This window comes from Saccharopolyspora antibiotica (assembly GCF_047200635.1).
Taxonomy (GTDB): Bacteria; Actinomycetota; Actinomycetes; order Mycobacteriales; family Pseudonocardiaceae; genus Saccharopolyspora_C.
Genome location: NZ_JBJZOI010000018.1, coordinates 12,931 through 30,849, shown reverse-complemented (window position 1 = coordinate 30,849; position 17,919 = coordinate 12,931). Strand labels below are relative to the sequence as shown.

At 75.5% G+C, this 17,919-nt stretch carries 13 protein-coding genes and 1 riboswitch; of the genes, 7 read left to right on the top strand and 6 right to left on the bottom strand.

Going from position 1 to position 17,919, the window contains the following annotated elements; all coding sequences use genetic code 11:
* Nucleotides 1-8: 8 nt before the first annotated feature.
* The 4 genes from cbiE to ACL03H_RS16145 all read left to right on the top strand — a co-directional run bounded on the left by cbiE (nucleotide 9) and on the right by ACL03H_RS16145 (nucleotide 3,764).
* Nucleotides 9-1,223, top strand: a complete 1,215-nt coding sequence (gene cbiE, locus ACL03H_RS16160; RefSeq protein WP_412812067.1) for a precorrin-6y C5,15-methyltransferase (decarboxylating) subunit CbiE — start codon at nucleotides 9-11, stop codon at nucleotides 1,221-1,223.
* Nucleotides 1,220-1,963 carry a precorrin-4 C(11)-methyltransferase gene (gene cobM, locus ACL03H_RS16155; protein ID WP_412812066.1) on the top strand — a complete coding sequence of 248 codons (744 nt, stop codon included), beginning with the start codon at nucleotides 1,220-1,222 and terminating at the stop codon, nucleotides 1,961-1,963. The genes cbiE and cobM overlap by 4 nt, the downstream gene beginning before the upstream one ends.
* A gap of 188 nt (nucleotides 1,964-2,151) precedes the next feature.
* Nucleotides 2,152-2,748 (top strand): TetR family transcriptional regulator, encoded by a 597-nt coding sequence (locus tag ACL03H_RS16150; RefSeq protein ID WP_412812065.1) that lies wholly within the window; start codon nucleotides 2,152-2,154, stop codon nucleotides 2,746-2,748.
* A 74-nt stretch (nucleotides 2,749-2,822) separates the two neighbouring features.
* Nucleotides 2,823-3,764 (top strand): SDR family NAD(P)-dependent oxidoreductase, encoded by a 942-nt coding sequence (locus tag ACL03H_RS16145; RefSeq protein ID WP_412812064.1) that lies wholly within the window; start codon nucleotides 2,823-2,825, stop codon nucleotides 3,762-3,764.
* Between the two features lie 165 nt (nucleotides 3,765-3,929).
* On the opposite strand, the gene ACL03H_RS16140 is transcribed toward ACL03H_RS16145, so the two are convergent.
* Nucleotides 3,930-4,658, bottom strand: coding sequence for an alpha/beta hydrolase (locus tag ACL03H_RS16140; RefSeq protein WP_412812063.1), 729 nt, complete (start codon nucleotides 4,656-4,658; stop codon nucleotides 3,930-3,932).
* 57 nt (nucleotides 4,659-4,715) lie between these two features.
* Nucleotides 4,716-5,813 (bottom strand): cobalt-precorrin-5B (C(1))-methyltransferase, encoded by a 1,098-nt coding sequence (locus ACL03H_RS16135; protein WP_412812062.1) that lies wholly within the window; start codon nucleotides 5,811-5,813, stop codon nucleotides 4,716-4,718.
* A 34-nt stretch (nucleotides 5,814-5,847) separates the two neighbouring features.
* Between ACL03H_RS16135 and ACL03H_RS16130 the strand changes: the two genes are divergently transcribed.
* Nucleotides 5,848-6,600 carry a cobalt-precorrin-6A reductase gene (locus ACL03H_RS16130; RefSeq protein ID WP_412812061.1) on the top strand — a complete coding sequence of 251 codons (753 nt, stop codon included), beginning with the start codon at nucleotides 5,848-5,850 and terminating at the stop codon, nucleotides 6,598-6,600.
* Here the strand turns inward: ACL03H_RS16130 and ACL03H_RS16125 are convergent.
* From ACL03H_RS16125 to cobG, 3 genes are read right to left on the bottom strand one after another with little or no spacing between them, the layout of a single operon-like run.
* The gene (locus ACL03H_RS16125) at nucleotides 6,588-8,141 is read right to left on the bottom strand and encodes a precorrin-2 C(20)-methyltransferase (RefSeq protein ID WP_412812060.1); all 1,554 of its coding nucleotides are present in this window, start codon (nucleotides 8,139-8,141) and stop codon (nucleotides 6,588-6,590) included. The two genes, ACL03H_RS16130 and ACL03H_RS16125, sit on opposite strands and share 13 nt — an antisense overlap.
* The gene (locus ACL03H_RS16120; RefSeq protein WP_412812059.1) at nucleotides 8,138-8,776 is read right to left on the bottom strand and encodes a precorrin-8X methylmutase; all 639 of its coding nucleotides are present in this window, start codon (nucleotides 8,774-8,776) and stop codon (nucleotides 8,138-8,140) included. Before ACL03H_RS16120 ends, ACL03H_RS16125 begins: the two co-directional genes overlap by 4 nt.
* Nucleotides 8,773-9,978 (bottom strand): precorrin-3B synthase, encoded by a 1,206-nt coding sequence (gene cobG / locus ACL03H_RS16115; RefSeq protein WP_412812058.1) that lies wholly within the window; start codon nucleotides 9,976-9,978, stop codon nucleotides 8,773-8,775. Before cobG ends, ACL03H_RS16120 begins: the two co-directional genes overlap by 4 nt.
* 253 nt (nucleotides 9,979-10,231) lie before the next feature.
* Nucleotides 10,232-10,360: riboswitch (cobalamin riboswitch) on the top strand.
* Nucleotides 10,361-10,482: 122 nt separating this feature from the next.
* Here cobG and cobN point away from each other — a divergent pair.
* Both cobN and ACL03H_RS16105 read left to right on the top strand, forming a co-directional pair.
* Nucleotides 10,483-14,097, top strand: coding sequence for a cobaltochelatase subunit CobN (gene cobN / locus ACL03H_RS16110; RefSeq protein ID WP_412812057.1), 3,615 nt, complete (start codon nucleotides 10,483-10,485; stop codon nucleotides 14,095-14,097).
* Nucleotides 14,098-14,414: 317 nt separating this feature from the next.
* Nucleotides 14,415-15,629, top strand: a complete 1,215-nt coding sequence (locus ACL03H_RS16105; RefSeq protein WP_412812056.1) for a YbfB/YjiJ family MFS transporter — start codon at nucleotides 14,415-14,417, stop codon at nucleotides 15,627-15,629.
* 4 nt (nucleotides 15,630-15,633) lie between these two features.
* On the opposite strand, the gene helR is transcribed toward ACL03H_RS16105, so the two are convergent.
* Entirely contained in the window at nucleotides 15,634-17,823 is a 2,190-nt protein-coding gene (gene helR / locus ACL03H_RS16100) for an RNA polymerase recycling motor ATPase HelR (protein WP_412812055.1), read from the bottom strand.
* Between the last annotated feature and the right edge of the window lie 96 nt (nucleotides 17,824-17,919).

The window sequence follows — 17,919 nt, the reverse complement described above, 5'->3', positions numbered from 1 at the left end:
GTGGTGGGGTGAGCGAGCAGCGGGAACCGGTCGACGTCGTGGGCATCGGAGCGGACGGCTGGGACGGGCTGTCCCCGGCGGCGCGGCGCCGCGTGGAGGCGGCCGAGGTCGTGTTCGGCAGCCGTCGCCAGCTCGACCTGGTGCCGCCGGGAGCGGCCGAGCGGGTGCCGTGGCCCGCTCCGCTGCTGCCCGCGCTGCCGGAGCTGTTCGCCGCGCACTCCGGTCGCGCGATCTGCGTGCTGGCCAGCGGTGATCCGCAGTTCCACGGCATCGGCGCCACCCTCGCGCGGGTGCTGGGCCCGGAGCGGCTGCGGGTGCTGCCGCACGTCTCCTCGGTGGCGCTGGCGTGCGCGCGGCTGGGCTGGGCGGAGCAGGACGTGGCGGTGGTGAGCCTGGTCGGCAGGCATCCCGAGCTGCTGCACCCGGAGATCCAGCCGGGCAGGAGGCTGGTCGTGCTCAGCTCGGACGCGCACACGCCCGCCCGGGTGGCGGCGCTGCTGGTGGCGCGCGGGTTCGGCGCCAGCGAGCTGGCGGTGCTGGGGGATCTCGGTTCAGCGGCGGAGTCCCGGGTGGACTCCACGGCCGGGGACTGGCCGCACCCGGAGGTCTCGGCGCTGAACGTCATCGCGGTGCGGTGCGTCCCCGGTCCGGAGGCCGAACGCCTCCCCCGCACGCCGGGCCTGCCGGACTCGGCGTTCCAGCACGACGGGCAGCTCACCAAGCGCGATGTGCGGGCGCTGACGCTGGCCCGGTTGGCTCCGACGCCCGGTGAACTGCTGTGGGACGTGGGTGCGGGCGCCGGTAGCATCGCGATCGAGTGGATGCGCTGCGATCCGGCGAACCGCGCGGTCGCGGTGGAGCACCGCGAGGACCGGGCGGCCCGCATCACCGCGAACGCGATGGCCCTCGGCGTGCCGGGGCTCGACGTGGTCGTCGGTGCCGCGCCGGAGGCGCTGGCGGAGCTGGCCGCGCCGGACGCGGTGTTCGTCGGCGGCGGTGCCACGGCCCCCGGGGTGCTGGAGCGCTGCTGGGCGGCGCTGCGGCCCGGCGGCCGGTTGGTGGTGAACGCGGTGACGATCGAATCGGAGGTGCTGGTGGCGGACTGGTACGCCCGCTGCGGCGGTGAGCTGGTGCGGATCGCGGCGGAGCACGCCTCCCCGGTGGGCGGTTTCACCGGGTGGCGGCCCGCGATGCGGGTCACCCAGTGGGCGGTGGCGCGATGACCGTGCACTTCATCGGCGCGGGTCCCGGGGCCGCCGACCTGATCACCGTGCGGGGCCGGGACGTGCTGGCCGCCTCCCCGGTGTGCCTGTACGCGGGCAGCCTCGTCCCGGTGGAGCTGCTGGCGCACTGCCCCGACGGCGCCCGGCTGGTCGACACCGCGAACCTGAACCTGGACGAGATCCTCGCCGAGCTGGTCGCCGCGCACGAGGCCGGCGTGGACGTGGCGCGGTTGCACTCCGGTGATCCCTCGGTGTTCAGCGCGGTCGCCGAGCAGATGCGGCGCCTCGACGCCGCCGGGGTGCCCTACGACGTGGTGCCCGGGGTGCCCGCCTTCGCCGCCGCCGCGGCGGCGCTGCGGCGCGAGTTCACCGTGCCGGGCGTCGGCCAGACCGTCGTGCTCACCCGCACGTCCGCCCAGGCCACCCCGATGCCCGAGGGGGAGGACCTGGCGACGCTGGGCCGCAGCCGGGCGACGCTGGTGCTGCACCTGGCGGTGAACCGGATCGAGTCGCTGGTCGAGCAGCTGGTGCCGAACTACGGCGCGGACTGCCCGGTGGCGGTGGTGTTCGGGGCGAGCCGGGAGGACGAGGTCGTGCTGCGCGGCGATCTCGCCGACATCGCCGGGTCGGTGCGCGCCGCCGGGATCACCCGCACCGCGGTGGTCGTGGTCGGCGAGGTCCTGACGGCCTCCGCGTTCCCGGACAGCCACCTGTACTCGGCGAACCGCTGCCGGAGCTGACGGGACGCCGCGAGCCGGCACCGGGCAGGCGCACCGGTGCCGCTCGGTTCCCCGGTGCGGGTGCCTTCCCGGTTCGCGGCCCGGCACCAGAACCGGCTCGTCCGCTCCGCTCCCCGGTGGTGGAGCGCCCCGCGCGGGGTGCCCGCCGCGCGGCCGGAACGTCCTGGGCGAGGCCGTAAGCTGCCCGCATGGCTGAACGGCTCTCGACGCGGGAGATCTCCCGGCAAGCGATCCGCCGCAAGATCGAGTCCGTGGCGATGGCGCTGTTCCTGGAGCGGGGCTTCGACGCCACGACGGTCGACCAGATCGCGGCCGAGGCCGGGATCTCGGCGCGCAGCTTCTTCCGCTACTTCCCCACCAAGGAGGACGTCGTCACCGGCGACCCGGTGGAGTACGGCGTCGTGCTGCGGGACGCGCTGGAGGCGCGCCCGGCCGAGGAGGACGCGGTGCGGGCGGTGCGCGGAGCGCTGGCGGACTTCGTCGGCATGGTGGTCGCGAACCCGGCGGCGCTGGGCATCTCGACGATCGTGCTGAACGAGCCGTCGCTGGCGGCGAAGCACCAGGAGAAGCAGCGGGTGTGGGTGGAGCTGCTGCGGCCCGAGACCCTGCGCCGCCTGGGCGGCACCCCGCACCCGGAGCTGCTGGCCGGCGCGATCCTGGAGTCGGCGTTGGCGACGTTCCACGCGAGCCTGATGCACTGGGCCTCCCGGGGCGGAACCGATGACCTGCACGAGCTGTTCCGGCTGGCGTCCTCGGCGACGACGGGAGCACCGCCCGCGAAATGACAGTCGACGCCAAAGTTGACAGTCACTGCCACATTTGACATACACTGCCAGAACAACGTCTGGCAGGAGTTCCCATGTCCCTCATCACCACCCCTCACGGCTTCAGCACCACGGCGGACGAGGTCGCCGCCGAGCACGACCTCACCGGCAAGCGCGCGGTCATCACCGGGGCCGCCTCCGGGATCGGCGTCGAAACGGCGCGCGCCCTCGCCCGCGCCGGAGCGGAGGTCACCATCGTCGTCCGCGACCCGGTCGCGGGGCGCGCCGCCGCCGAGGACGTCGCGGCGACCACCGGCGCCGAGGTCCGGGTCGCCGAGCTCGACCTCCTCGACCTCGGTGGCGTGCGCCGGTTCGCCGCGGCGTGGCGCGGCCCGCTGCACCTCCTGATCAACAACGCCGGGGTGATGGCGGTGCCGGAGCTCCGGCGCACCCCCGAAGGCTGGGAACGGCAGTTCGCCACCAACCACCTGGGCCACTTCGAGCTGGCCACCGGCCTGCACGACGCGCTCGCCGAGGCCGGGGGCGCGCGGATCGTGGCGGTGTCCTCCAGCGGTCACCACGCCTCGCCGGTCGTGTTCGACGACCTGCACTACGAGCACCGCCCCTACGACCCGTGGAGCGCCTACGGGCAGTCCAAGACCGCGAACGCGCTGTTCGCGGTGGAGGCGACCCGCCGCTGGAGCGGCGACGGGATCTACGCGAACTCGCTGATGCCCGGCGGGATCATGACCAACCTCCAGCGACACGTCCCGGCTGAGGTCCGCGCCGAGTGGTCCCGGGACCCGGTGCTCAAGACCCCGCAGCAGGGCGCCGCGACCACGCTCGTCGCGGCCCTGTCCCCCGAGTTCGCGGAGGTCGGCGGCAAGTACCTGGAGGACTGCGCGGAGTCCCCGGTCATCGCCGACGACGCCGAGACGACTCCCGTGGGCGGCGGGGTCCGGCGGTGGGCGCTGGACCCGGAGGCCGCCGAACGGCTCTGGGAGGTCTCGCGGCGGCTGCTCGACGACGCGGCCTGACCGCGGAGGCCCCCGGCCCGGCGCCTCCGCCCGGTGGTACCGGCGCACCGGGTCCGGGTGCGGAGCCGCGCGGCTCGGCCGCTCGCGGGACGACGGCTCCGGTGGCGGGAGCGCGGTGCGGGATCGACGCGGCGTTCGCCCGGGTCGTCCCCGCCGCGATCCCGGTCAGCGGTTCAACTTCCGCATCGTCCAGGCCATCGCCTGCGTCACGGCGGCGCGGGAGCTCGGATCGTGGTCGAGGACGTCGAAGGAGTGACGGCCGTGCGGCACGTCGATCACGTCGAGGTCCGCACCGCGCCTGCCCGCCTCGGCGACGAAGTCGGCGACCCCGGCCGCGAGGCCGGGATCCTCCCGTCCGGCCCTGGTCAGCAGGAGCGGCGGCGAACCCGCCGCGGCCAGCGACTCCACCGGCCGGAACCGGGGATCGACCTCCCAGCCCGGCGGCGGAACCAGCACCGGGTAGCTCGTCGCGACGCAGCGCAGCCAGTCGGGCGCCGCGCCGATCCACCCGGTCGTCAGCAGTCCCGCACCGGAGAAGAACCACAGCGCCACCCGGCCGGAGTCCACCCCGGGCAGGCCGCGCGCCCGGTCCGCCGCAGCGGTGATCGCGTCCGCCGCGAGGGGGTAGTCGGTGGTCGAGCGCAGCGGGTGGTCGACCACGACCCCGACGGCGCCGCTGCTCGCGGCCAGCGATCCGTAGCCGCGGAACACGGGCCACTCCCGCGGCCTCGGCCGCAGGTCCGGCGGAACGGGTCCGCCGGGCACGAACACGATCACCGGCAGCGGCCCGCCGGTCTTCCCCGCCGGGCGGTAGACGTCGAGGGCACCGTCCCGCTCCGGCTGGATCTCGGGCGGAGCGAGCACGAACGGCTGGAGGTACGGAGGAAGGTCCACCGTCCGATCCCACCACCGCGGTGATCGACGCACAACGAGTTCGCCGAGATCGCCCCGTCAGGTTCCCGGGAAGGGGGCGTGGCCGACGAGGGTGCCCGCCCGGTCGATGACCAGGACCTCGACGTCGATCGGTGCGCCGCGCAGGGTGCTCAGGGAGAAGTCGCGGGCGCGGGCGGCGACGAGGTCGCCCAGCGGGAGGCCCGCTTCCTGGCACCGGTTCAGCGCGTCCAGCGCGGTGTTGGCCCCGCGCACCCGCTCCACGAGCTCCGCCGCGCCGCCCGCCCCGGCCACGATGCCCGCCAGCAGGCCGAAGTTCACCTGCGAGCGCTTCGAGTGCAGGTCCAGGTGCCCGTCGGCGAGCTTGGCGAGCTTGCCGATGCCGCCCGCGATGGTCAGGCGCGGCACGGGGTGGCGGCGCAGGTACTTCAGCACCGCCCCGGCGAAGTCGCCCATGTCCAGCAGCGCCTCCGGAGCGAGGCCGTAGCGGTCCTCCACCAGTTTCTCCGAGGTGCTGCCGGTGCAGCCCGCCACGTGCGCGAGGCCTTCCGCGCGGGCCACGTCCACCCCGCGCCGGATGCTGTCGATCCACGCCGCGCAGGAGTACGGCACCACGACCCCGGTGGTGCCGAGGATGGACAACCCGCCGAGGATGCCCAGCCGCGGGTTCCAGGTGTGCCGGGCCAGCTCCTCGCCACCCTCCACGGAGATCTCCACCACCACGTCCCCGGTCCCGCCGAGCTCGGCCGCGACGCGCTCGACGACCTCGCGGATCAGCCTGCGCGGCACGGGGTTGATGGCCGGTTCGCCCACCGGCAACGGCAGTCCCGGCTTGGTGACGGTGCCGACGCCGGGCCCGGCGCGGAACACCACGCCCGCCCCGGGGTCGGCTGCCCGCACCGTCACCGCGACCACGGCGCCGTGCGTGACGTCCGGGTCGTCGCCCGCGTCCTTGACGATGCCCGCCATCGCCGCGTCCGCGTCGAGGCGTTCCCGGGCGAGGGCGAACGACGGCCGGTGCCCCTTCGGCAGCAGGATCTCCACCGGGTCGGGGAAGGTCCCGGTCAGCAGCGCGGTGTAGGCGGCGGCGGTGCACGCGGTGGCGCAGGCGCCCGTCGTCCAGCCGTAGCGCAGGGCGGGGCCGTCCTGACCGGTCATGATGCGCCCTCCTTCACCGTGAAAGGGTGCACGCATGAGCGGCGGCGACGCGACCGGGGTGCGGCGGGTCCTGGTGCTGGGCGGCACCGGCGAGGCCCGGGAGCTCGCGGCGCGGCTCGGCGCGGAGCCGGGGGTGCGGGTGATCTCTTCGCTGGCCGGCCGGGTGCGGGATCCGCGGCTGCCCGAGGGCGAGGTGCGGATCGGCGGCTTCGGCGGCGCGGACGGACTGGCGGCCTGGCTCTCGGCCGAGGGCATCGCGGCCGTGGTGGACGCGACGCACCCCTTCGCCGCCGCGATGACCGCGCACGCGGTCGCGGCCTGCGCCACCTCGGGCGTCCCGCTGCTGGTGCTGCGCAGGCCCGCGTGGGAGCCCGAACCGGACTGGCACCTGGCCGGTTCGCTGGACGAGGCGGCCGCCGCGCTGCCCGGCCTCGGCGAGCGGATCTTCCTCAGCACCGGGCGCCAGGGCGTCGCCCGGTTCGCGCACCTCGACCTGTGGTTCCTGCTGCGCGCCGTCGACCCGCCGGATCCACCGCTGCCGCCGCGCGCCGCGACGGTGCTGGCGCGCGGGCCGTTCGGGCTCGACGCCGAGCGGGCCCTGCTGCGCGAGCACCGGATCGACGTGCTGGTGACCAAGAACAGCGGCGGCCCGATGACCCGGCCGAAGCTCGACGCCGCCCGCGAGCTCGGCGTGCGGGTCGTCGTCGTGCAGCGGCCCCCGGAGCCCGGGGTGCCGACGGTGGAGCAGGTCGACGCGGCCGTGCGGTGGGTGCGTCATGCCGGGTAGCGGCGCGGCGTGAAGACCCTCCCGCCGACCGCGCGGGTCGTGGACGACCCGACCAGCAGCAGGCAGCGCATGTCCACATCGGACGGATCGAGCTCGGCCAGCGGCACGACCCGGACCGATTCCGCCGGCCCGCCCACGTCCCGGCCGATCACCACCGGCGTCTCCGGCGCGCGGTGTTCGAGCAGCGCGTCCCGGGCGGCGCCGACCTGCCAGGTGCGGCTGCGCGAGGCGGGGTTGTAGATCGCCAGCACCAGGTCGGCCCGCGCCGCCGCGACCAGCCGCTCGCGGATGACCTCCCAGGGCTTGAGCCGGTCCGACAGGGACAGCACGCAGAAGTCGTGCCCCAGCGGCGCCCCGACCCGGGAGGCCACGGCCTGCGCCGCGGTGAGCCCGGGCAGCACCCGCACCGGCACCCCGGCGAAGCGATCCTCGGCCGCGACCTCCAGCACGGCGCTGGCCATCGCGAACACGCCCGGGTCACCGGAGGACACCACCACGACCCGGGAGCCGCGCCGGGCCAGGTCCAGGGCGAACTCGGCGCGCTCGGCCTCCACGCGGTTGTCCGAGGCGTGCTTGCGCTGCCTCGGGTTCGCCGGCAGCCGGTCCAGGTAGGGGCCGTAGCCGATGAGCTCGTCGGCGGCGGCCACGGCGGTGTGCACCTCCGGCGTGGTCCACTGCGGACCGGCGGGCCCGAGGCCGACGACCACGACCTCCCCCGCCCCGGTCCGCTCCCCCGCGACGGGGGCGGCGCGCTCCCGCTCCAGCGGGGCGCCGGCGGCGTCGGTCAGGTTCACCGGGCTGCCGGCGTTCACCGGGCTGGGCAGCAGCGCCAGCGAGAAGTACGGCACCGACTCCGGATCCACCTCGGCCAGCGGCAGCAGCCGCTGCCGCTCGGTGGTGGCGCGCTCGGCCAGGTACGCCTCGTCCAGCCGGCCCGCCTTCTCGAAGGCGGCCCTGACGCCCTCGAAGGTGCGGCCGAGCTTCATCACGGCGGCCGCGTCGGTGCCCGCCAGCTTCTCCGCCAGCACCTCGGGGTCGAGGGTGCCCGGCAGCACGGTGAGCACCTCGTCCCGCTCGGCCAGCGGCCGGCCCAGCTCGGCCGCGGCCCCGCTCACCGAGGTGACGCCCGGGATCGCCGCGACCTCGAAGCGGCCCACCAGCCGCTTGTGCATGTGCATGTAGGAGCCGTAGAAGAACGGGTCGCCCTCGCACAGCAGCGCCACGGTCCGCCCGGCGGCCAGGTGCGCGGCGAGGCGTTCGGCGGCCTCGGCGTAGAACTCGTCGATCGCGCCCTGGTAGCCGCCCGGGTGGTCGGTGGTCTCCGTCGTCACCGGGTAGACCAGCGGCTCCTCCAGCTGCCCCTCCCGCAGGTAGGGCTCGGCGACGGAGCGGGCGATGCTGCGGCCGTGCCGGGCGCTGTGATAGGCGATCACCTCGGCCTCGCCGATCAGCCGCGCGGCCTTCACGGTGACCAGCTCCGGGTCCCCCGGGCCGAGCCCGACGCCGAACAACCTGCCTGCCTGCTCCACGGTGCTGCTCACTCCTGTTCGCTCGCGATCGCGTTGACGGCCGCCACGGCCATCGCGCTGCCGCCCCGGCGGCCCAGCACCACCAGGTGCTCCAGCGCGGGGTGGTCGGCCAGGGCCTGCTTGGACTCGGCGGCGCCGATGAACCCGACGGGCAGGCCGAGCACGGCGGCGGGCCTGCCCGCGCCCGCGTCGACCATCTCCAGCAGCCGGAACAGCGAGGTCGGGGCGTTGCCGACGGCCACCACCGAGCCCTCCAGCCGGTCCCGCCACAGCTCCATCGCCGCCGCGCTGCGGGTGGTGCCCAGCCGCTCGGCCAGCTCCGGAACCCCGGGGTCGCCGAGGGTGCAGACGATCTCGTTGTCCGCGGGCAGCCTGCGCCGGGTGATCCCGGCGGCGACCATCGCGGCATCGCAGAGCACCGGCGCCCCGGAGCGCAGCGCGGCGCGGGCGGCGGCGACCGCTCCCGTCGACCAGGCGAGGTCGCGCACCAGGTCCACCATCCCGCAGGCGTGGATCATGCGGACCGCCACTCCCGCCACGTCCGGCGGCACGCCGTCGAGCTCGGCCTCCGCGCGGATGGTGGCGAAGGAGCGGCGGTAGATCTCCGCCCCGTCCCGGACGTAGTCGTAGCCGTTCTCGGTGCTCACACTGCCCTCCGTGCCGCGTCCAGCGCGGCTGACACCTCGCCGGCGGGGGCTCCGCCGACCTCGTAACCGCTCCCGGTGGCCAGCACCAGGACCGCGTCTCCCGCCGGGCGCCCGCAGCGGCGCTCGCACCCGGCCCAGTGCACCGGCCGAGGTCCCGGGCGCGCGACGCGCGCGGCGTCGGCGCGCACGTCCGCGAGGGACTTCGCGCAACCCGGGCTGCCGGCGCAGGACGTCACCCCGGCGAGCGGATCCGCCGCGTCCACCAGGAATCCGGCTCCGTCCAATTCGGACAGCAGGCGCGGAGCGGCCGTCTCGGGGACGTCCGGCAGCAGCAGGGCGCGCCACGGGGTGAGCCGCAGCGGCCGGCCCAGCTCGGCCAGCACCCGCACCTGCGCGGCGCCGCACCGCCCCAGCGGTGCGCCCAGCGCGAGGCAGACCAGCCCGTCGCGGCGGTGCCGGGCGCCCAGCCCGGCGTGCGTCGGCATCGGCTCGACGGCGGACACCGGCGCGGTGCTCCCCAGCGCGGCGGAGCCGAGCGCGGCGCGCAGGCGCCCGGCGACCCGGCCGGTGCCCTCGGAGAGCTCGGCGAGCCGCCAGCTCGCCGCGCCCTGCCGCGCCCGCTCCACGAGGAACTCCCCGGCGGCCAGCACGGCGGCCCGCGCCGCGTCGGCGGCCGCGACCCGGATCCCCTCGTCCGCCCCGGACAGCAGCACGGCCACCGCGCCCCCCGCCGGGACCAGCCCGACGTCGGCGCCCAGCCCGGCGACATCGCCCCGCCCGTCGTCGACGGTGAACAGGAAGCGCCCCGGCAGTTCCGCCAGCGCGGGTTCGGCGCACAACAGCTCGTCGAGCTCGACGGCCACCGCGCCCGCGTCCAGCGCCGCGAGCTCGTCGCAACCGGTGTGCGGGGAGGCGATCACGTTGCGGACCCGCTCGTGCGTCGGCGAGGGCAGCAGGCCCGACTCGGCGAGCCGGGCCGCGAACTCCGGCACCGCGCTCGCCGCCAAGCCCCGCACCTGGAGGTTCGCCCGCGAGGTGAGCTCCCAGCCGCCGTCGCCCAGCTCGGCGGCCGCGGCCACCGCCCGCACCTGGCGCGCGCTGAGCCTGCCGCCGGGCACGCGGACCCGGGCCAGGCCGCCGTCGGCGGCCTCGTGCACCCGCAGCGCCCCGGGGCACCGGTCGGGCTCGGCTCGTCGCGGCACGGCTCTCCCCGCTCTGGTCGTGGTCCGATCGGAACCGGAATCCGCAGCGCACGGCGCGATTCCGGGATGGCGCGCGGATCTCGCCGCGCACCGGCGGTCGTCGATACTACGGCCCGCCCGGGCCACGTCGGCACAACGCGACGCACCTCACCGCCCCGCGATCGGCCAGTGCGCGATCTCTCCTGCCGCGGCGCACCAGCGCACTTGACGAACGATCGCGCCGTTGCGGAGAGTGGTCCGCGGCGACGAGTGGAGGAAGCCGGTGCGAGTCCGGCGCGGTCCCGCCACTGTCACCGGGGAGCGGACTCCGCACGAGGTCACTGCCCGCACGAGCTGCGGGTGGGAAGGCCGGGGCGAGCGACGATCCGGGAGCCAGGACACTCCGCGCCGCCACCGCCCGGTCGACACCGGGCAGCCGACGACTCCGGGGCGAGGACCCCGAGGAAGGTTGACCATGCGTCCTGCCCGCACGCCCGCGTCCCTGCCCAGCCGGGAGCGTGCCGCATGATCCTGCTGCTGTCCACATCGGACACCGATCTGCTCAGCGCACGCGCCAGCGGTGCGGACTTCCGGCTCGGCAACCCGGCGCGGCTCGGCGCGGACGACCTGCCGCCGCTGCTGGAGGACGCGGACCTCGTGGTGGTGCGGCTGCTCGGCGGCCGCCGCGCCTGGGAGGAGGGCCTGGACGCGCTGCTCGCGGGCCCGCGCCCGGTCGTGGTCCTCGGCGGCGAGCAGGCCCCGGACGCGGAACTCATGGAGTGCTCCACGGTCCCCGGCGGCGTGTGCGCGCAGGCCCACGCCTACCTGGCTCAGGGCGGGCCGGACAACCTCGCGCAGCTGTTCCACTTCCTCTCCGACACCGTGCTGCTCACCGGCCACGGCTTCGAGCCACCGGTGGAGACGCCGAAGTGGGGCCCGCTGGAGCGCACCCCGCGCCGCACCGAGGGCCCGAAGGTGGCGGTGCTCTACTACCGCGCGCACCACATGGCGGGCAACACCGCGTTCGCGCACGCGCTCTCGGAGGCGATCGAGGACGCCGGGGGCCAGGCCCTGCCGGTGTTCTGCGCGTCGCTGCGCGCCCCCGAGCCCGGCCTGCTGGAGACGCTGCGCGAGGCGGACGCGCTGATCGTGACGGTGCTGGCGGCGGGCGGCACGAAGCCCGCGACCGCCTCGGCCGGGGGTGACGACGAGGCGTGGGACGTGGGGGCGCTGGCTGCGCTGGACGTGCCGATCCTGCAGGGGCTCACGCTCACCTCCAGCCGCGCGGCCTGGGCGGACAACGACGAGGGCCTGTCCCCGCTGGACATGGCCACCCAGGTGGCGGTGCCGGAGTTCGACGGCAGGCTGATCACGGTGCCGTTCTCGTTCAAGGAGAACGACTCCGAGGGCCTCCCGGTGTACGTGGCCGATCCGGAGCGCACCGCGCGCGTCGCGGGCATCGCCGTGAAGCACGCGCGGCTGCGGCACGTCCCGGCCGCCGACAAGCGGCTGGTGCTGATGCTCTCGGCCTACCCGACGAAGCACTCCCGCATCGGCAACGCGGTCGGGCTCGACACCCCGGCCAGCGCGGTGGGCCTGCTCCAGCGCCTCCGCGAAGCCGGGTACGACATCGGCCCCGAGGACGGCCCGGACGCGCTGCCCGGCGTCGCCGCGCAGGACGGCGACGCGCTGGTGCACGCGCTGATCGCCGCCGGGGGCCAGGACCCGGACTGGCTGACCGAGGAGCAGCTGTCCGGCAACCCGGTGCGCATCCCAGCGAAGCGCTACGCCGACTGGTTCGCCACCCTGCCGCAGGACCTGCGGGACAGCGTCGAGCGGCACTGGGGGCCGCCGCCGGGCGAGCAGTTCGTGGACCGCTCGCACGACCCGGACGGCGAGATCGTGCTCGCGGCGCTGCGCGCGGGCAACGTGGTGGTCGTGGTGCAGCCGCCGCGCGGCTTCGGCGAGAACCCGATCGCGATCTACCACGACCCGGACCTGCCGCCGAGCCACCACTACCTCGCGGCCTACCGCTGGATGACCGACGAGTTCGGCGCGCACGCGATGGTGCACCTGGGCAAGCACGGCAACCTGGAGTGGCTGCCCGGCAAGACCGCGGGCCTGTCGGCCTCCTGCGCGCCGGACGCGGCGCTGGCCGACCTGCCGCTGGTGTACCCGTTCCTGGTCAACGACCCCGGTGAGGGCACCCAGGCGAAGCGCCGGGTGCACGCCACGCTCGTGGACCACCTGGTGCCGCCGATGGCGCGGGCGGAGAGCTACGGCGACATCGCGCGGCTGGAGCAGCTGCTCGACGAGCACGCGCAGATCTCCGCGATGGACCCGGCGAAGCTGCCCGCGATCCGCAGCCAGATCTGGACGCTGATGCAGGCCGCGAAGCTGGACCACGACCTCGGGCTGGACGAGCGCCCGCACGAGGCCGAGTTCGACGACATGCTGCTGCACGTCGACGGCTGGCTCTGCGAGATCAAGGACGCGCAGATCCGCGACGGGCTGCACGTGCTCGGCGACGCCCCGGCCGGTGAGGCGCGGGTGAACCTGGTGCTGGCCATGCTGCGCGCCCGGCAGGTCTGGGGCGGGCGCAGCGGCGCCCTGCCCGGGCTGCGGGAGGCGCTGGGCATGGCCGAGGACGGCAGCACCGCCCGCGGCGCCGTGGACGACGTGGAGCGGACCGCGCACGACCTCGTCGCCGGGATGGAGGAGCGCGGCTGGGAGCTCGGCGCGGTGCCCGAGGTGAGCCGCTCGGTCCTCGGCGAGGCGCCGGACGACGTGGTGCGGGTGCTGGAGTTCGCCGTCACCGAGGTGGTCCCCCGGCTGGACTCGACCACCGACGAGATGACCGCGACGCTGCACGCCCTCGACGGCGGCTACGTCCCGGCCGGTCCCAGCGGTTCCCCGCTGCGCGGGCTGATCAACGTGCTGCCGACGGGCCGGAACTTCTACTCGGTGGACCCGAAGGCGGTGCCCAGCAGGCTCGCCTGGGAGACCGGCCACGCCATCGCGGACTCGCTGCTGGAGCGCTACCTCGCCGACACCGGCGAGTACCCCCGCTCGGTGGGCCTGTCGGTGTGGGGCACCTCGGCGATGCGCACCTCCGGCGACGACATCGCGGAGGTGCTGGCGCTGCTGGGCGTGCGGCCCACCTGGGACGAGGCCTCGCGGCGGGTCAACGGGCTCGAAGTGATCCCGCTGGAGGAGCTGGGCCGCCCCCGGGTCGACGTGACCGTGCGGATCAGCGGATTCTTCCGGGACGCGTTCCCCCACGTGGTCACGCTGCTCGACGACGCGGTGCGGCAGGTGGCCGGGCTCGACGAGCCGCACGAGCGGAACTTCGTGCGCGCCCACGCCCAGGCGGACCTCGCCGAGCACGGCGACGAGCGGCGAGCCACCACCCGCGTCTTCGGCTCCAAGCCCGGCGCGTACGGGGCGGGCCTGCTGCCGTTGATGGACAGCAAGAACTGGCGCGACGACACCGACCTCGCCGAGGTCTACGCGGTGTGGGGCGGTTACGCCTACGGGCGCGGCCTGGACGGCACCGAGGCGCGCGGCGACATGGAATCGGCCTACAAGCGGATCTCGGTGGCGGCCAAGAACGTCGACACCCGCGAGCACGACATCGCCGACTCCGACGACTACTTCCAGTACCACGGCGGCATGATCGCCACGGTGCGCGCGCTGACCGGCAAGGCACCGGCGGCCTACATCGGCGACAGCAGCCGCCCGGACGCCATCCGCACCCGCTCGCTGACCGAGGAGACCTCCCGGGTGTTCCGCGCCCGCGTGGTCAACCCGCGCTGGCTCGCGGCGATGCGCAAGCACGGCTACAAGGGCGCGTTCGAGCTGGCGGCCACCGTGGACTACCTGTTCGGCTACGACGCCACGACCGGCGTGGTGGGCGACTGGATGTACGAGAAGCTCGCCGAGACCTACGTGCTGGACGAGGAGAACCAGAAGTTCCTCACCGAGTCCAACCCGTGGGCGCTGCACGGCATCACCGAGCGCCTCCTGGAAGCGGCGAACCGGAAGATGTGGGAATCCCCGGACCCGGACACCCTCGCCGCCCTGCACGAGGTCTACCTCCAGGCCGAGGGCGACCTGGAGGACGGCCCCCGCAAGGCCTGATCGACGAGCCGCCCCGCGAGATCGCGCCTTCGGAGGGCGCGATCTCGTGGGACCTCGCCACGCCCCGGCAGAACTGCACGCGATTTCTCGAGAAATCGCGCCCTCTCCCGCGCCCGGAGGCACGATTTCACGCGAAATCTCCGCGACGCTCGGCGAATCGCCCTGATCGACCGTTTCGCCCGGACCGGTAGCGGAGATGAGTTCGGCTCGCCGCGCGGAGATGCGTGCCGGGGTGTCCGGTTTCGGGGTGGTGGTGGGCACGTCGGGTGGATTCGGGCCGCGCCGGCTGGTCAGCTGGGTGCGGAACGGAGGCGCCGATGACCCGGGATCCCGAGCTCTCCCCGCCCGCCCCTCGGGCGGTGCGGCCGTTCGCGATCGACGTGCTGGTGGCGTTCGGGCTGGCGCTCGGCTCGTGCTCGGCGCAGGGACTCGGCCGGTTCGCCTACGGCCTGCTGCTGCCCTCGATGAGCAGCGCGCTGGACTGGTCGTTCGCCACGGCGGGCCTGATGAACACCGCGAACGCGCTCGGCTACCTGCTCGGCGCGCTGCTGGCGGCACCGCTCGGCCGCCGCGCGCACCCGAGGCGGCTGTTCCTCGGGGGGCTGATCGCGACGGGACTGCTCATGCTGGCCTCGGCCAGCACCGGGAACGTGGTGGTGCTGTTCGCGCTGCGGCTGCTGACCGGCACCTCCGGGGCGGTGGCCTTCGTCATCGGCGGCGTGCTGGCCACCCGGTTCGGCCAGGGCAGCACGGGCGGGCGGCCCGCGGTGCTGCTGGGGATCTACTTCAGCGGCGGCGGTCTCGGCGTGCTGCTGTCCGGCCTGGCGCTGCCGCCGGTGCTGCACGGCGCCCCGCCGGAGAGCGCCTGGCGCTGGGGCTGGGTGGTGCTGGGGCTGCTGGCCACCGCCTCGGTGCTGCTGGTGCTGCCCGCCGCGCGCCGCACCCCGGTGCCGCCGCCCGCGCCGGACGGGGAGCGCTTCTCCCCGGGCCCGCTGCTCGCGACCCTGGCCGCCTACGGGCTGTTCGGCGTCGGCTACATCGCGTACATGACCTTCATCGGCGCCTACCTGGAGGCGCGCGGCGCGAGCTCCGGGGAGATCTCGGCGTTCTGGTCGTTGCTGGGCGCCTCGGCCATCGCGGGTGGATTCGCGTGGGGGCCGATGCTGGCGCGGTGGCGCGGAGGGCGGGCGCTGGCGGTGCTGCTGGTGGTGCTCGCGGCGGGAGCCGGGCTGCCGCTGCTGTCCACCGGCGTGCTGGCCGAGTTCGCCTCGGCGGTGCTGTTCGGGTGCTCGTTCCTGTCGGTGGTCACGGCGGTGACCACCACCGCCCGCAACGCGCTGCCGCCGCACCGGTGGGCGGGCGCGATCGGCGCGCTCACCGCGGTGTTCGCCGCCGGGCAGTGCGCCGGGCCGGTGCTGGCGGGGGCGCTGTCCGACGGCGGCGGGATCACCGCGGGCCTGCTCATGTCCGTCGGCGTCCTCGCGGTGGCCGCGGTGGTGGCCCTCGCCCAGCCCGCGGCGAGGACCACCTGATCGACTAGCTCGCGGGCTCCACCGCGGCCAGGCCGGACAGGGCCCGGGACAGGGGCTCGCGGTGCAGCACGCCGAGCCGCTGCGTGGCGCGGGTGAGCGCGACGTAGAGCTCCGAGGCGCCGCGCGGCCCCTCGGCGAGGATCCGCTCGGGCTCCACCACCAGGACCGCGTCGAACTCCAGGCCCTTGGTCGCCGAGGCGGGCACCGCGCCGGGCACCTCCGGGGGCCCGATCACGACGCTGGTGCCTTCGCGTTCGGCTTCCTCCCGGGTGAACTCCTCGACCGCCGCCGCCAGTTCCCCGTCCGCGACCCGCCGCGCCCAGGGCCGCACCCCGCAGGAGCGGACCGACTCCGGGGGCGTGCTGGCGGGGGCGAACTCGGCGAGCAGCTCGCCCGCCACCGCCATGATCTCCGCCGGGGTCCGGTAGTTCACCGCGAGCGAGCGGTACTCCCACCGGCCCGGCACGTGCGGCTCCAGCATCTCGCCCCAGGAGCGCGCCCCGGCCTCCGAGCGGCGCTGCGCGAGGTCGCCGACGACGGTGAACGAGCGCGCCGGGCACCGCCGCATCAGCACCCGCCAGTCCATCGCGGAGAGCTCCTGCGCCTCGTCGACCACCACGTGCCGGTAGGTCCAGTCCCGGTCGGCGGCGGCGCGCTCGGCCAGCACGCGGGTGTCGTGCTCGCCGAAGCGCTCCGCCAGGTCCTCGGCGTGCAGCAGGTCGGTGGCGTAGAGGTGGTCCTCGTCGTCCATCGAGTCCTGGCGGCCGGTGAGCTGGTCCATCACCTCGGCCGCGTACGCGGCCTCGGCGGCCCGCTCCCGGTCGGCGGCGCGCGCGGCCCGCTCCTCGGCGGCCTTGTCCCTGCCGAGCAGGTCGACGAGCTCGTCGAGCAGCGGGACGTCCGAGACCGTCCACCCCGCACCGGCGGCGCGCAGCAGCGACGGATCGGCGCCCGCGGCCCGCAGCCGCTCCGGGCTGGAGCACAACCCGTCGAGCACGGCCTCGGGCGTCAGCACCGGCCACAGCGCGTCGAGCGCGGCGGTGAACTGCTCGTCGCCGGCGAGCTCGGCGAGCAGCTCGGCCTTCAGCTTCGCCCGCGCCGGCCGGTCCTCGGATCCCAGCCAGCCGCGCCCGATCCGGGAGATCGCCCGTTCGCTGAGCACGTAGGTGATGATCTCCGCGAACACGGCGCGGGCCTCGTTGTGCGGGAGCCCGGACGCCCGCGCCTCCTCCCGCGCCCACTCCGCGACGTCCGCGGTGATCCGCTGCTCCGCGCCGCCCAACCGCACCGGCAGCGGCTCCTCCGGCAGCCGCTGGTGCGCGGCGACCGCCGCCGCCAGCACCTCCGGCATCGCGAGCGATCCCTTGATCCGCGCGACGTCCGGGGCGTCCTCGGCGGTGGCGCGCAGTCCCGGCAGCAGGCCTCCGGCCGTGGCGAACACCACCTCCGACTCGCCCAGCGCGGGCAGCACCCGCCCGATGTGGTCGAGGAACGCGGGGTTGGGGCCGACGACGAGCACGCCGTGGCGCTCCATCCGCTCCCGCTGGGTGTAGAGCAGGTAGGCGACGCGGTGCAGCGCCACCACCGTCTTGCCGGTTCCCGGGCCGCCCTCGATCACGAGCACGCCGGGGTGGTCGAGCCGGATGATGTCGTCCTGCTCGGCCTGGATGGTGGCCACGATGTCGCGCATCCCCTCGCCGCGCGGTGCGTTCACCGCCGCGAGCAGCGCCGCGTCCCCGTGCTCCGCCCCGTCCGGCCGCCCGAGCAGCTCGTCGGTGAACTCGACGACGTGCCGGCCGCTGCTGTGGAACTGGCGGCGCCGCCGCACGTTCTCCGGGTTCGCCCCGGTGGCCACGTAGAACGGCCGGGACGCCGGGGCGCGCCAGTCCAGCAGCACCGGCTCGTAGTCGTCGTCCTCGTCGAACAGCCCGATGCGGCCGATGTAGCTGCGCTCGCCCGTGATGGCGTCGAGCCTGCCGAAGCACAACCCGTGGTCGGCCACGTCCAGCCGCTTCGCCTCGCGGGCCAGCGACCGCACCTCCACGTCGCGCTCGACGGCGGTGCCGCCGTGGTCGGCCAGCGCCCCGGCGAACCGCTGCCGCACCCGCGCGCGCTCGGCGTCGAGCCGCGCGTAGAGCCCGGCGACGTGCTCGCGCTCGGACCGCAGTTCCTCGTCATACCCCTGAATGGACACGTTCTTTTCGCAGCGCTGAGCGGTGGTGGATCCCACCCGGACCGGCCGCGCGGCCGTGCGGGCGCGCGGATGCCGGATCCTCCCGCGCGCTCGACT